Origin of the sequence: Lysinibacillus capsici (assembly GCF_003367505.1) — a bacterium.
Taxonomy (GTDB): domain Bacteria; phylum Bacillota; class Bacilli; order Bacillales_A; family Planococcaceae; genus Lysinibacillus; species Lysinibacillus capsici.
Genome location: NZ_PXXX01000001.1, coordinates 39,043 through 53,982 on the forward strand (window position 1 = coordinate 39,043; position 14,940 = coordinate 53,982).

Genomic DNA, 14,940 nt, shown 5'->3' on the forward strand with positions numbered 1-14,940 from the left:
ACATGAATGGTGGGGGTCTCGTTATTTCATTAGATTTTGAGCTGAATTGGGGTGTCCATGACGTATTTCGTTATGGCCAATACAATAAAAACCTATATGGTGTCCGTAAAGCCTTGCCCAGGATACTAGCGTTATTTGAGCAATATGACATCCATGCAACTTGGGCTACAGTTGGATTATTGTTTGCTGAATCAAAGGCAGAAATGGCTCATTATTTGCGAGGTATCCCTGTGAAATATGAAAATATGCGCTTTGCAGCACATACACAGCTTGCAAAAGTTGGCGAAAATGAACAAGAAGATCTACTGCATTTTGGTAAATCTTTAATAGAGGAAATTAAACGTACACCACATCAGGAAATAGGAAGTCATACCTTTTCTCATTTTTATTGCTTGGAGAAGGGCCAAACAGAAGCTGCCTTTTGTGCAGATTTACATGCAACCAAAACAATTAGTGACGGTTATACTGCGCCTATGAAATCGATTGTCTTTCCTCGTAATCAAGTAAACAAAGACTATTTTACAGCATGTTTAGAAGCGGGGTATGTTTGCTATAGAGGCACCGAAAATCATGAGCTATATGACGCACAAAAGTTTACGAAAAAGGGAAGACTTTTAGGTGCTAAGAAGTGGTTAGATAGCTATTGGAATATAACTGGTCATCATATAGCCACCCTGGAAGAAATGCAAGAGGAGCAACTGATTAATATTCGATCAAGTGCTTTTTTAAGGCCATACTGTAGTCCATTGCGTATATTCGAAAATTTAAAAGTAAAGCGAATAAAGGAAGGCATGCTCAAGGCTGCACAGGCACAAGCCTTTTATCATTTATGGTGGCATCCTCATAATTTTGGCAAGCATATTGATAAGAATTTGGCGATGCTAGAAGAACTATTAAGTTATCATCAAGAACTGCGTAATCAATATAATTTTCAAAGCTATTCCATGTATGAGGTAGCGGAACTTTGCGATAGCCTTTCGAAACAGCAGAAGTAATAATGGAAGAGCTCTCTGTACGAAGAGTTGGTAAAAAAGAGGTTTGCTCTCTGAAGAGTAATTAAAGTGCTTGTAAACGAGAGAAAGTCATTTATTAAGAGTGTCAAAGCGCTCAAGGTAGGTGAACAACACTCAAAAAGTTGAGAACAGCCACAATCTCCTAACAAAAGAAACATGTAATTTCTAAGCAAACTGATTTCAAGTTTGCTTTTTTTGTTTGATCAAAAGAATATTTTCAATATAAGAGAAAAAAAGAAAAACTTTGACGAAAATCATTGTACGAATGGTACTATTACTATAAAGAAAATATGTTAGGACATTTACAGGGGAGCACCAATTGATTTAGGTCAATTGAACTTGAATGGAAAAGAGAAGAAGGTGGTAGATGAATATGTTTATACAATCAGAATGCCAATGGAAGCAGGAGAATGGATCAGCTATGCATCAGTGGATAAAGCAGCAAACAAATCCGAATCCGAATGAGGTGGATATTGTCGTATATGGAGCGCTTTTATCATATACCAATGGTGCGTCGTCAAAAGCGCAATACCCAACAGCCTTTCGTAAGGCTTGGCCAGGTTTTCAATCATATAATTTAGATGAGCAGGTGAATTTACGTGCCCTTTCAGTTGTGGATATTGGGGATGTGGCGATTCTAGAAAATGATCGAATGCTTTCGGAATCTGCCATCGAGGCTGCTGCAGAAAATTTAAGTATAGCCTTTCAAAGAAGTTTTACTTGTTTGATTGGGGGAGATCATACTATTACAGCGCACTCCATAAAAGGTATAAAAAATGCCTTCCCACAGGATCGCATTGGCATCATTCAGATTGACACGCATTTAGATGCAAGAAACCAAGAGGAAATTGGTTTAGCACAAGATTCTCCAATTCATCAGTTAATTGCAGCAGGGGTTGTTGAGGGGAGACATGTCTATAATGTCGGTTTGCATGGCTTTTTCAATTCACCCGAAATGATTCATTATGCTAAAGAACAAGGCATTCATATGATTACGTTAAAGCAAATGCGACGTGATGGTATTCAACTCACAATACGTGAAATGCTGCGTCAGCTTATGTATGAAGTAGATCGCATTTATGTGTCTGTGGATTTAGATGCACTTGATATTGTATTTGCCTGTGATGTTCCTGCAGCTTCACCTGGTGGTTTAACGGCTTATGAGTTATTCGATATCCTCAAGATTATTGGCGAAAATGAGGGTGTTCGTCATATTGATTTTGTTTATGCTGATCCTAAAGAAGGTATACTACGTCCAGAAACTGTTAAAATCGGTGTAACTGCATTTTTACAATGGTTGACAGGCATTCAACTAGATCATCGCAATCGTATCTCGAAAAAAGGAAAGGTTATGTTGTAAAGCAAGTGTATTTCCGAGTATTAACAATGCTGAATTTTAAAAGTTTGCTATAATGTTTAAATAGAAAACAATAAATAAATACAAACTTTGTATTGTAATAGAGAGGAAATTTATGATGACAACAAAACCAAGATTATTGATTGTCGACGGTATGGCACTGTTATTCCGTTCTTTTTTCGCTTCGGCTGCCATGGGGCATTTTATTCGCTTGGCAGATGGAACACCTACGAATGGGGCCCAAGGATTTGTGCGACATGTTCTAACAGCACAAACTATTATGAAGCCAACACATATGGCTGTTTGCTGGGATATGGGCGCACATACATTCCGCAATGATTTATTTGATGGTTATAAAGCGAATCGCCCAGCACCTCCAGAGGAAATGCTACCACAATTTGATATGGCGAAAAATTTATCGCAGCAAATGGGTTGGCAAAATTTCGGGGTGAAGGGCATGGAGGCAGATGATTTAATTGGCTCCATGATAACGAAATGGCAGGACGAGGCAGACATTACGGTCATTAGTGGTGATAAGGATTTACTTCAGCTTTTAAGGCCATCTACAGAAATTGCGTTTATGAAAAAGGGCTATACAGAATACGATATTTATACACATGCTCGCTTTAAAGAAGAATATTGTATTGAACCTTCACAGTTTGCACAGGTGAAAGCCTTTATGGGTGATTCAAGTGATGGCTATCCAGGTGTGAAAGGGATTGGCCCAAAACAAGCGTTAACGCTTATTCAAACATATGGCTCAATAGACAAAATACTGGCATCACTCGGTGAATTGAAGCCAGGTCAAAGAACAAAAATTCAAGATAATTTAGATATGTTGCAGCTATCACATGAGCTTGCAACGATTCAAACCAATGTACCAATTGACGCTGATTTTACAAGCCTTGTGTTACCAACTTACGAACCACATATTTTTAAAGCAATAGAAGAGCGTGGCTACACACTAATTGCCAAGCACGCCCGTTCTTTGTATTCGCTTATTTAATCAATCATCGCAGAGTATAGTCATATGCTCTGCTTTTTTTATTGTAAGGAAAAGAATAGAGAGCAAAAAGAAGGCTAATCGATATTTGCTCTAGTAAGGAACCATTTTCACGAAGGATAATACCTTTTCGTTGTCTTTATAGAGAGCCTGACGAATTTGGCTATCACGTTGTGGACCACCATTATCATGGAATATTAGCCATAGCTCATCATTTTTTATCTCATAGCCTATAAGTGGTACCCAATGATAAGCAAAGGTTGATTTTTTATCTTGCCACTGAAGGCTAAAATAGCGATCAAAACGCATAGCAACTGGTCGACCTGCGTCAATTTCCTGTAGAGCTTCCTTTAATGAACATGTTCGAATATCCCACGTTGGAAGCAATTGACGAAGATTGTGAATCAGTCTCCATTTGAATAAGCCAATTCTTGTACCACCAAGCAGTTTATATAGCTCATTAATAGAAGGAGTTGACTCATTTAAAAATTTTAAGATGACATGAATCGTAGTAGGTCCACAGGCAGAATTGCGATAGCTTGGTGCAATGGAAATCTCATATTGTGAAGCCCCTCGTAGTGCCAATTGTTGACGCATGATAAACTCCTTTCAAAAAGAGCTGCATTTCAAGAAGAAATGCAGCTCTCTCGCCATTATTGTTGAGCAGATAAAAATTCTGTTACTTGCTGAGGTGTTTTTGCATTTGCACTATGTAAGTGTGCAAGTTTTTCACCATTTTGGAAAATCAATAGACTTGGAATTCCCATAACATCGTACTTATCAGCGATTTCTGGAAGCTCGTCTCGGTTTAGCTCATACCAGTCATATTGGTTGTACTCTTCAATGATTGGATCGATGAACATATTCATACGTGTGCAATCAGGGCACCAGCCAGCATAAAATTTCACTAAAACTTTTTGGTCGCCAGCGATTAATTCGTTAAATTGTTCTGCAGTAGTAATAGTTTTCATTAAGTATTCACTCTCCTTGCTTTCCATTCTACACATTTTTCTCGCAATCTGAAAGTTTTCTGTTTGGCCGTTTCAATCGCTACTTCTTGTCCTCTTTTAGCTCGTTAAAAACAAAAAAAGATGTATACTGCAAAAATAATTCTTGAAAAAAGATTGCTAAATTAGACAAAATAATCTACACTAAAAACAGAAAAGTAGTTTTATCTTCATTCATTAAGAAGTGTCATTTTGGAGCGAAGATAAACCTTAGTCGTGCTTGGTTGAGTGGAGGGAATCTCATTCAACAAAAGGACAAAAAATTCACTAAGGAACACTTGATATTTTTTTGGCCAAAAAATGAATGGCTATTCATTCAATGGGAGAATAAGGGGGAATTGCTTGTGACTTACAACATTAAAAAAGCAGCTGTTCTAGGTTCTGGGGTGATGGGCTCTGGAATTGCAGCACATTTAGCAAATATCGGTATACCAACATTACTATTGGATATAGCACCGAAGGAACTGACGCAAGAGGAAGAAGCAAAAGGCCTTTCTTTAGAGCATCCAGCTGTTAGAAATCGTATTGTAAACGGAGCTTTGCAAAAGTTATTAAAGCAAAAGCCAGCACCACTTACTTCTAAGAAAAATTTATCACTACTATCAGTTGGCAACTTTGAAGACGATCTAGGGAAACTAAAAGATGTAGATTGGATTATTGAGGTTGTTGTAGAAAATTTACCAATTAAACAAAGTCTTTATGAAAAAATTGATGCGGTTCGTTCACCAGGAACAATCATTAGTTCAAATACATCTGGTATTAGCATTAATGCGATGGCAGAGGGACGTTCAGATGATTTTCAAAAGCATTTTCTTGGCACACATTTTTTCAACCCACCTCGCTATTTAAAATTATTAGAAGTGATTCCTGCCAATACAACTGCACCTGAAGTAGTTAGCTTCATGAAAACGTTTGGGGAAGATGTGCTTGGTAAAGGAGTTGTACTTGCAAAAGATACACCAAACTTTATTGCCAACCGCATCGGAACATATGGTTTACTTATCACTTTACAGGAAATGTTAAAAGGTGGTTACTCTGTTGGTGAGGTAGACTCTGTAACAGGTCCGCTTATCGGCCGTCCAAAGTCTGCAACTTTCCGTACGCTAGATGTAGTTGGTTTAGATACATTCATTCATGTAGCGAAAAATGTTTACGATCAAACAACAGGTGAGGAGCAGCAAGTATTTGCAGTACCTGAATTTTTACAAAAAATGGTCACAAACGGTTGGCTAGGAGCAAAATCGGGTCAAGGTTTCTTCTTAAAACAAGGAAAAGAGATACATGAGATTGATCCAGCAACCTTAACGTATAGTCCAGCCAAAAAATTAAAAACACCTTCTATTGAAATGGCAAAACAAACTCGTGGATTGGCCAATAAAGTTAAGGCGTTAACCTATGCAAAGGATCGTACAGGCGAGCTATTATGGGGGATTTTTGCACCGACGCTCCTTTATTCTGCACAGCTGCATGGGGAGATTGCAGATGATATCGTAGCCATTGATAACGCGATGAAATGGGGATTCGGCTGGCAACAAGGGCCATTTGAGATTTGGGATGCTATAGGCGTAAAAGATTCTGTGGCGAAAATGGAGGCTGAGGGCCGAGAGGTACCTGCTTTTGTCAAAGAGATGTTAGCAAATGGCGTGGAGACATTCTATACAGAATTAGATGGAGATTTAGCTTACTATAATGGTTCACAATATGTGAAAGTGCCAGTCAATGAAAAAGAGATTAATTTAAAACGTTATAAGAAAAAGCATGGTGTGATTAAATCAAACACAGGTGCTAGTTTAATAGATTTAGGGGATGGAATTGCATTACTGGAGTTCCATTCGCAATCCAATGCAATCGGCTTGGATATTATTCAAATGATTAACTTTGCGGTAGATGAAGTAGAGGCTAACTATAAGGGCTTAGTCATCGGTAATCAGGGGAAAAACTTCTGTGTTGGGGCAAATCTAGGAATGATTTTGGTAGAAGCACAGGATGATAATATATTTGAGCTAGATTTCGTCATTAAAGCATTCCAAGATGCTATGCAGAAAATTAAATATTCACGTAAGCCTGTTGTAGCAGCACCGTTTGCCATGACATTAGGCGGGGGAGCAGAGGTTTGCTTACCAGCTGCACATATTCAAGCAACAATGGAAACATATATGGGCTTAGTGGAAGTAGGGGTTGGATTAATCCCAGGTGGTGGCGGAAATAAAGCACTCTATCAGAAATTCCTAAAGGGCTTACCAAACGGCGTAGAGGTAGACTATCAACATATTGCTAATAAAGTATTTGAAACAATTGCGATGGCGAAGGTTTCAACATCTGGTGAGGAAGCACGTGAAAATAATTTCCTAAACTTTGCGGATGGTATTTCAGTTAATCCAGATCATCAATTGTATGATGCGAAGCAGGCGGCATTAGCACTTTACGAAGCGGGCTATCAACCACCTGTACCAACAAAAGTGCCAGTGGTCGGTGCATCAGGCTATGGTACATTACTCATCGGTGCGCAAGGGATGTTTGAGTCAGGCTTTATTAGCGAACATGATTTAAAAATTGCTAAAAAATTAGCTTATGTTATTGCAGGTGGAAAGGTTCCGTACGGCACATTAGTCGATGAGCAATATTTATTGAACTTAGAGCGTGAGGCATTCCTTAGTCTTGTTGCTGATCCACTATCACAGCAGAGAATGCAACACATGCTGTTAAAAGGTAAACCACTTCGTAACTAATTGACGAAATAGATCAATCTTGCACATGAAACAAAGGGGGATTAATACGATGCGTGAAGCCGTTATTGTAGCAGGAGCACGAACTCCAATTGGAAAAGCAAAAAAAGGTTCTTTAGCAACAGTAAGACCAGATGATTTTGGTGCTGTTGTAGTCAAGGAAACATTGAAAAGAGCAGGCTATGAAGGGCCAATTGATGATTTAATTTTAGGCTGTGCAATGCCAGAAGCAGAGCAAGGAATGAATGTAGCACGTAGTATTGGGGCACTTGCTGGATTACCAGATACAACGCCTGCTCTGACAATCAATAGATTTTGCTCATCAGGTTTACAGGCAATTGCTTATGCAGCAGAGCGAATTATGCTAGGACACTCAAAGGCTATTCTTGCTGGTGGTGTAGAATCCATGAGTATGGTGCCGATGGTAGGGAATACACCACGTTTAAATCCGACTTTAGCAGAAACGGCTCCACAGTATTATATGGGCATGGGGCATACAGCTGAGGAAGTAGCTCGTCAATATAATGTTAGTCGTGAAGACCAAGATGCTTTTGCTGTTCGCTCGCATGAGCTTGCTGAAAAGGCAATTAAAGAAGGTAAATTCAATGATGAAATTGTACCAATTGAAGTGGAACAGCACTACGTAGATGATAACAATAAACCACAAGTGAAAAAATTCACATTCAGTATGGATGAAGGTGTACGTCCAGGTACATCAGTTGAAGGTTTAGCCAAACTACGTCCAGCTTTCCACGTAAAAGGCAGTGTAACGGCGGGCAATGCCTCTCAAACTTCTGATGGTGCAGCAGCTGTACTAGTAATGGATCGTGAAGAGGCTGACAAGCAAGGACTGACACCAATGGCAAAATTCCTAGGCTTTGCAGTTGGCGGTGTACCTCCTGAAGTAATGGGTATCGGGCCTATCGTGGCAGTGCCAAAAGCGTTGGAAATTGCGGGTTTATCCATCGAAGATATTGATTTATGGGAAATCAATGAAGCATTTGCTTCACAGTCATTACAGGTGGTACGTCATTTAGGCATCGACCAAGAGAAAGTCAATGTCAATGGTGGAGCGATTGCATTAGGTCATCCACTAGGCGCAACGGGAGCTATTTTAACATTAAAGCTAATTCATGAATTGAAGCGTCAAGGGAAGAAATATGGCGTAGTGACAATGTGTATTGGTGGCGGCATGGGTGCTGCTGGCGTATTTGAAATTCTATAATATTTGCTAGATCAGCTTGAGGTGTACTGTTTACGGTTGCCTCCGAACATTGTATACGTCAAGCTTTTCTATACATGATCATTAGGGGAATCAACTAACAAAAAGATATATTGGGAGGAATTAATCATGACTGAAAAAACAACTGATTTCATTAAAGGCGGCGGATTTCTTATTGAAGATGTGGAATTAGATCGTGTATTTACACCGGAAGATTTCACTGACGAGCATAAAATGATTGCTAAAACAACAGAGGAATACGTTACAAATGAAGTTTTACCAGTAGTGGAAAATTTAGAGCACCATGAATTTGAGCATTCAGTGCGTCTCCTAAAAAGTGCAGGCGAATTAGGCTTACTTGGAGCAGATGTGCCTGAAGAATACGAAGGGCTAGGATTAGACAAAGTTTCTTCAGCTTTAATCGCTGAAAAAATGTCTATTGCAGGTGGTTTCTCTATCACACATGGTGCTCACGTTGGTATTGGGTCATTACCAATTGTTCTATTCGGTAATGAAGATCAAAAGAGAAAATATTTACCTAAGCTTGCTTCAGGTGAATTAATCGCTGCCTATGCATTAACAGAGCCAGGTTCAGGTTCAGATGCTCTAGGTGCAAAAACGACTGCAAAATTAAACGAAGCTGGCACACATTATATTTTAAATGGTGAAAAACAGTGGATTACGAATGCAGGCTTTGCTGATGTATTTGTGGTCTACGCAAAAATTGATGGCGATAAATTCTCCGCCTTTATCGTAGAACGTGCCTACAATGGTGTTTCAGTTGGTCCTGAAGAAAAGAAAATGGGGATTAAATCATCATCAACTCGTACATTAGTATTGGAAGATGCGGAAGTACCTGTAGAAAATCTATTAGGCGAAATTGGTCGTGGTCATATTATTGCGTTCAATATTTTAAACATTGGTCGTTATAAACTAGGCGTGGGCACAATTGGCGGATCGAAACGTGCATTGGAGTTAGCTATTCAGTATACAAACCAACGTCAGCAATTTAAGACAAAGCTTTCTGATTTCAATCTGACAAAAGAGAAATTATCAACGATGGCTTCTCAATTGTATGCTTCAGAATCATTAAACTATCGTACTGTGGGTCTATTTGAGGATCGTTTAAGCCAATTAAGCCTAGAAGAGCAAAAGCAAGGTAAAGAAATTGCAGGAGCGATTGCTGAATATGCCATTGAATGCTCTATTGCTAAAGTATTCGGTTCAGAAACTTTAGACTATATTGCTGATGAAGCTGTCCAACTTCATGGCGGTTATGGCTTTATGGCTGAATATGAGGTAGAGCGTATTTACCGTGATTCTCGTATTAATCGAATTTTTGAAGGTACAAACGAAATTAACCGCATGATTGTACCTGGCACATTTATGAAAAAGGCGCTAAAAGGTGAGCTACCATTATTACAAGTTGCCCAAAATTTACAGCAAGAGCTGCTTATGCTAATGCCAGAGGATATCGGTACAGAGCCGTTAGCACAAGAAAAATATTTAGTGAAAAATGCCAAGAAGATTGCTGTATTAGCTGCAGGATTAGCAGCACAACGCTTTGGTGCAAAGCTTGATCAAGAGCAAGAAGTATTGGTAAACATTGCGAATATAGCTAACCAATTATTTGCAATGGAATCAGCTGTCTTACGTACAGAAAAAGCAATTGCTCGTGACGGTGCTGAAAAAGCACATCAAAAATTGCTATACACACAAATTTTCTGCCAAGAAGCATTCGCAGAAATCGAAAAAGAAGCAAAAGACACAATTCTTGCTTCAGCGGATGGCGATGCAGCCCGTATGACATTATCTGCACTGCGTAAGCTAACGCGTAATAATCCATACAATTTAATTGCGAAGAAGCGTGAGGCTTCCGTTAAATTAATTGATGCTGAAAAATATATTGTATAATAGTGCAAATTTAACCTAGCTATCTGCAAAAGATAGCTAGGTTTTTTTATATGAGATGGATAATCGTAAAAGGAGCGGATAAATTTGCACAACTGGTGGATAAACTTACAAAAAAAAGTGAAGTTCACCATTGAAAACAACTATGATGGTATACTACAGAAAAAGACAGAAGAGGAGCATTGTAATGACGATTCAATTTTTCCATTATCCGAAATGTACAACATGTAAAAAGGCACAGAAGTGGTTAAATGAGCATGAGGTTTCCTATGAAGAGGTACATATCGCAGAGCAACCTCCCACTAAAGAAGAACTAACAGCTATTTGGCAAGCTAGTGGACAGCCTTTGAAGAAATTTTTTAATACCTCAGGCATGAAATATCGTGAGCTTGGCTTAAAGGACAAGTTAGCGGAAATGACGGAGGATGAGCAGCTTGAGCTACTTGCTTCAGATGGCATGTTAATTAAACGTCCCATCGTGACAGATGGAAAAAAAGTTACTTTAGGTTTTAAAGAAGTAGATTTTGAGCAAGCTTGGAAATAACCGTATTAAACCTTGTATTTATAGGAGAAGTATGGCACACTGAAAGTGAATATATTACATATTTATGGAGGGGTTTTTTGCATGAGCACACCTAAAGACTTACGATACTCTGAAGAACATGAATGGGTAAAAGTAGAAGATGGAAAAGTACGTATTGGTATTACTCACTTCGCACAATCTGAATTAGGAGATATCGTATTCGTTGAGCTTCCACAAGTTGGCGACGAAATCAAAACAGATGATCCATTCGGTAGCGTAGAATCAGTAAAAACTGTTTCTGAATTATATGCACCAATCTCAGGTACTGTAGTTGAAGTAAATGCAGATTTAGAAGATAGCCCAGAATTCGTTAATGAATCACCATATGAAAAAGCATGGATGATCGTTGTTGAGCCTGCTGACGCATCAGAAGTTGAGAAACTAATGACAGCAGAGCAATACGAAGAAATGATCGCTGAATAAGACAAGCCATAATCGAAAAACGTCGGAAACTACCGGCGTTTTTTGTTATATAATGACTTATAAGTGGGGATCTCTAAATGGAGGTGGCGTAATGTTCGAGGGAAAATGCTTGATAGTAGAAGGGCGCTCAGATAAGCTACAAATTGAGCCTATTTTGAATGAGAATGTTACAATACTATGTACGAATGGTACAATTGGTGTGCATCAATTAGAAGAACTACTGGATCCCTATGAGGGCTGTGAGCTATTTACTTTTTTTGATGCAGATACTTCTGGCGATAAGCTACGTGCATTAATGGACAGACATTATCCAGAAGCTGAGCATCTGCGCACAATGCCAACATATAAGGAAGTAGAAACGACACCAAGAAAAGTGCTAGCGATGATTTTACTGCGTGCACATTTTTCAATCCATAATGAATATATTTTGTAAGGTTGCGTGAGTAAATGGAAGAATGGTCAATAGAGCAGTGGGAAGCGGCTAAACAGTCGGGAGAGAAAACTGCATTTTATTTATATACACCGATGTGTGGAACGTGTGCAGTGGCATCTAAAATGATGTCCATTATTGAGCAATTACTGCCACAGCTACAAATTGGTAAAGCAAATATCAACTTTTTGGAACACATAGCTTATGAGCATCAAATTGAAAGTGTTCCATGTCTACTCATCAGTGATGGCGGAAAAGTGACAGAAAAGATTTATGCTTTTCAATCCGTACCATTTTTATATGAATTGTTAAAAAAATCAATTGACTGAACTTTACTAGCGTGGTAAAGTATCAAATATATTACTAAAACATTAAATATATCGAACTCTTATGAAGAGTGGCGGAGGGAAGTGCCCTATGAAGCCCGGCAACCATCACAATGTGAAAAGGTGCCAAATCACCCAAAGATTTTTCTTTGAAAGATGAGAGAACGGTTTAACGTATCATACGTGACCCCTTCTACTTGTCTGTGAGTGAAGGGGTTTTCTATATGAGAAAAGGAGTATTCGCTATGATCCAGCTTCAAAATATTACAAAGAAATACAAAACAGCAAATGGCGAATTAACGGCAGTCAAAGACGTCAACCTTACTATTAATAAAGGTGAAATTTTTGGCATTATCGGCTATAGTGGTGCTGGTAAAAGTACCATGATTCGTTTATTAAACGGTTTAGAGAAACCGACAGCAGGAACAGTAACGGTGAACAATCAAGAATTTTCATCGATAAAAGGGCAAAAACTTAGAGCAGCTAGACAAAAGGTAAGTATGATTTTCCAGCATTTTAATTTACTTTGGTCAAGAACAGTTGCCGAAAATATTGCATTCCCTTTAGAAATCGCAGGCTTCCCAAAGGCTCAACGTGAAGCGCGTGTGAAGGAATTAATTGCCCTTGTAGGCTTAGAAGGGCGCGATAAGGCATATCCATCCCAGCTTTCTGGGGGACAAAAGCAGCGTGTAGGAATTGCACGTGCATTAGCGAATAATCCAGAGGTTTTACTATGTGATGAGGCGACATCCGCACTCGACCCTGAAACAACGGATGCCATTCTTGATTTACTCGTAGATATAAATGAACGCTTAGGCTTAACAATCGTCCTGATTACCCACGAAATGCATGTCATCCGCAAAATTTGTCATCGTGTAGCGGTGATGGAGGCAGGCGAAATTGTGGAACGTGGTGAGGTATTACAAGTCTTCCAAGCCCCACAGGCGGCTATTACTAAGAAGTTTGTATCTCAAATTACAGACACTAAGGAAACACAGGATACGGTAGCACAAATTAAAACAAACTATCCAACTGGACAACTTGTCAAATTGATTTTTGTTGGTGAAAAAACAGAACAGCCTGTCATCTCACATCTTGTGAAACAATTTGATGTAGAAGTAAGTATTGTTCACGGAAATATTTCGCAAACAAAAAATGGTGCATATGGTACATTGATTGTGCAAATTGATGGCTCTCAGACAAACGTCACTGAAGCCCTTCGTTATTTAAATACAGTGGAAGTACAGACGGAGGTGATTGAAAATGCTAACTAATCTCTTTCCGAATGTAGACTGGGAAAATATGTGGCAAGCTACCTATGAAACTTTATACATGACAGCTATATCAACGGTTGTGACATTTATTCTTGGGTTAGTCATTGGTATTGTTCTATTTCTAACTAGCCCCAATCAGTTATGGGCAAATAAAATCGTTAACTTTTTAACAGGATCACTCGTTAATATTTTCCGTTCCATTCCATTTATCGTATTAATTATTTTATTAATTCCATTTACGAAATTTTTACTAGGTACAATTCGCGGTGCCAATGCGGCGTTACCTGCTTTAATTATCGGTGCAGCACCGTTTTATGCTCGTATGGTATTAATTGCGTTACGTGAAATTGATAAAGGTGTGATTGAAGCAGCCCGTTCAATGGGAGCAAAAACTTCTACGATTATTTGGAAAGTATTGGTTCCTGAATCATTACCAGCTTTGATTTCTGGTATCACTGTAACGGCTGTTGCTCTTGTAGGATATACAGCGATGGCAGGAATTATTGGTGCAGGTGGTCTTGGTAACTTAGCTTTCTTAGACGGCTTCCAGCGAAATCGCCAAGATGTGACATTAATGGCAACTATTTTGATCTTAGTAGTCGTATTTATTATTCAATGGATTGGTGATTTAATTACCGAGAAAATTGATAAACGCTAGCAAGAAAAAGGGGTTATTCCGGTTTTTACCGCTAACATATTTTAAACAAATAAAAGGGAGTGTCATAAATGAAAAAGTTATTAGCAGGATTATTTTTATCAATACTTGTACTAGCATTAGCAGCTTGCGGTACAGATAAAAAAGAAGATGAAAAATCAGCATCTGGCGATCAAACAGATAACAAAGAAAACGTAACATTAAAAGTAGGTGCTTCTAATACACCGCACGCAGTTATTTTAGAAAAAGCAAAACCGATCTTAGCTAAAGAAGGCATAGACCTTGAAATTGAAACGTATACAGATTATGTTCTACCAAACCAAGATTTAGACTCAAAAACACTTGATGCAAACTATTTCCAACACATTCCTTACTTAGAGCTACAAATTAAAGACAATGGCTATGATTTTGTTAATGCAGGTGGCGTTCATATTGAACCAATCGGTATTTACTCTAAAAAATATAAAACGTTAGAAGACCTGCCTGAAGGCGCAACAATTTTACTTTCTAACTCAGTATCTGACCATGGTCGTATGCTGTCATTGTTAGAGGCTAAAGGCTTAATCAAATTAAAAGAAGGCATTGATAAAACAGCAGCAGAATTAAAGGATATTGAAGAAAATCCTAAAAACTTTAAATTCGATGCAAATACTGCCCCAGAAATGCTTGTACAAATGTACGAAAACGATGAAGGCGATGCAGTACTTATCAATTCTAACTTTGCCATCGATAACGGTTTAAACCCAATTGAAGATGCTATTTCTCTTGAAGATAAAGAATCTCCATATGTTAACATCATCGCTGTACGTGCAGGTGATGAATCAAAACCTGAAATTAAAAAATTATTAGAAGTATTAACATCTAAAGAAATCCAAGACTTCATTTTAGAAGAGTGGAAAGGTGCAGTAGTACCGGTAAAATAAGAATTAAAAATTTTATAAAAGGGTACATAAGTTTAACGACTTATGTACTCTTTTTTTATTTGTAGTTAAATTGATGAGAAACTATGT

15 protein-coding genes and 1 riboswitch are annotated in these 14,940 nt (G+C 38.4%); of the genes, 13 read left to right on the forward strand and 2 right to left on the reverse strand.

Annotation, left to right across the window (positions count from 1 at the left end):
- Positions 1-2: 2 nt before the first annotated feature.
- The 3 genes from C7B89_RS00195 (at position 3) to C7B89_RS00205 (ending at position 3,376) form a co-directional block, all read left to right on the forward strand.
- On the forward strand, positions 3-995 hold the full coding sequence (locus C7B89_RS00195) for a polysaccharide deacetylase family protein (protein ID WP_115672952.1): 993 nt from the start codon (positions 3-5) through the stop codon (positions 993-995).
- Positions 996-1,386: 391 nt separating this feature from the next.
- Positions 1,387-2,373 (forward strand): agmatinase family protein, encoded by a 987-nt coding sequence (locus tag C7B89_RS00200; RefSeq protein WP_231595698.1) that lies wholly within the window; start codon positions 1,387-1,389, stop codon positions 2,371-2,373.
- Positions 2,374-2,488: 115 nt separating this feature from the next.
- On the forward strand, positions 2,489-3,376 hold the full coding sequence (locus tag C7B89_RS00205; protein ID WP_004228212.1) for a 5'-3' exonuclease: 888 nt from the start codon (positions 2,489-2,491) through the stop codon (positions 3,374-3,376).
- A 90-nt stretch (positions 3,377-3,466) separates the two neighbouring features.
- Here the strand turns inward: C7B89_RS00205 and C7B89_RS00210 are convergent, their stop codons facing one another.
- Positions 3,467-3,970, reverse strand: a complete 504-nt coding sequence (locus C7B89_RS00210) for a C39 family peptidase (protein ID WP_115672953.1) — start codon at positions 3,968-3,970, stop codon at positions 3,467-3,469.
- A 56-nt stretch (positions 3,971-4,026) separates the two neighbouring features.
- Positions 4,027-4,371: a thioredoxin family protein gene (locus C7B89_RS00215; RefSeq protein WP_081010969.1), complete on the reverse strand. Its 345-nt coding sequence runs from the start codon at positions 4,369-4,371 to the stop codon at positions 4,027-4,029.
- 353 nt (positions 4,372-4,724) lie between these two features.
- Between C7B89_RS00215 and C7B89_RS00220 the strand changes: the two genes are divergently transcribed.
- From C7B89_RS00220 to C7B89_RS00265, 10 genes are all read left to right on the forward strand, one after another.
- The gene (locus tag C7B89_RS00220; protein ID WP_054549465.1) at positions 4,725-7,109 is read left to right on the forward strand and encodes a 3-hydroxyacyl-CoA dehydrogenase/enoyl-CoA hydratase family protein; all 2,385 of its coding nucleotides are present in this window, start codon (positions 4,725-4,727) and stop codon (positions 7,107-7,109) included.
- Between the two features lie 49 nt (positions 7,110-7,158).
- On the forward strand, positions 7,159-8,331 hold the full coding sequence (locus C7B89_RS00225) for an acetyl-CoA C-acetyltransferase (RefSeq protein ID WP_054549464.1): 1,173 nt from the start codon (positions 7,159-7,161) through the stop codon (positions 8,329-8,331).
- 126 nt (positions 8,332-8,457) lie between these two features.
- Positions 8,458-10,242: an acyl-CoA dehydrogenase family protein gene (locus C7B89_RS00230; protein WP_115672954.1), complete on the forward strand. Its 1,785-nt coding sequence runs from the start codon at positions 8,458-8,460 to the stop codon at positions 10,240-10,242.
- Between the two features lie 184 nt (positions 10,243-10,426).
- Positions 10,427-10,783, forward strand: a complete 357-nt coding sequence (locus tag C7B89_RS00235) for an arsenate reductase family protein (protein WP_004228225.1) — start codon at positions 10,427-10,429, stop codon at positions 10,781-10,783.
- A gap of 81 nt (positions 10,784-10,864) precedes the next feature.
- On the forward strand, positions 10,865-11,245 hold the full coding sequence (gene gcvH, locus C7B89_RS00240; protein ID WP_004228227.1) for a glycine cleavage system protein GcvH: 381 nt from the start codon (positions 10,865-10,867) through the stop codon (positions 11,243-11,245).
- A gap of 91 nt (positions 11,246-11,336) precedes the next feature.
- The gene (locus C7B89_RS00245; protein ID WP_004228229.1) at positions 11,337-11,678 is read left to right on the forward strand and encodes a toprim domain-containing protein; all 342 of its coding nucleotides are present in this window, start codon (positions 11,337-11,339) and stop codon (positions 11,676-11,678) included.
- A 14-nt stretch (positions 11,679-11,692) separates the two neighbouring features.
- Positions 11,693-12,004, forward strand: a complete 312-nt coding sequence (locus tag C7B89_RS00250; protein WP_054549461.1) for a thioredoxin family protein — start codon at positions 11,693-11,695, stop codon at positions 12,002-12,004.
- A gap of 56 nt (positions 12,005-12,060) precedes the next feature.
- Positions 12,061-12,164, forward strand: a riboswitch (SAM riboswitch).
- 82 nt (positions 12,165-12,246) lie between these two features.
- Positions 12,247-13,275, forward strand: a complete 1,029-nt coding sequence (locus C7B89_RS00255) for a methionine ABC transporter ATP-binding protein (protein ID WP_004228232.1) — start codon at positions 12,247-12,249, stop codon at positions 13,273-13,275.
- Positions 13,265-13,933: a methionine ABC transporter permease gene (locus C7B89_RS00260; RefSeq protein WP_004228234.1), complete on the forward strand. Its 669-nt coding sequence runs from the start codon at positions 13,265-13,267 to the stop codon at positions 13,931-13,933. Before C7B89_RS00255 ends, C7B89_RS00260 begins: the two co-directional genes overlap by 11 nt.
- A gap of 68 nt (positions 13,934-14,001) precedes the next feature.
- Positions 14,002-14,853 (forward strand): MetQ/NlpA family ABC transporter substrate-binding protein, encoded by an 852-nt coding sequence (locus C7B89_RS00265; RefSeq protein ID WP_115672955.1) that lies wholly within the window; start codon positions 14,002-14,004, stop codon positions 14,851-14,853.
- Positions 14,854-14,940 lie beyond the last annotated feature (87 nt).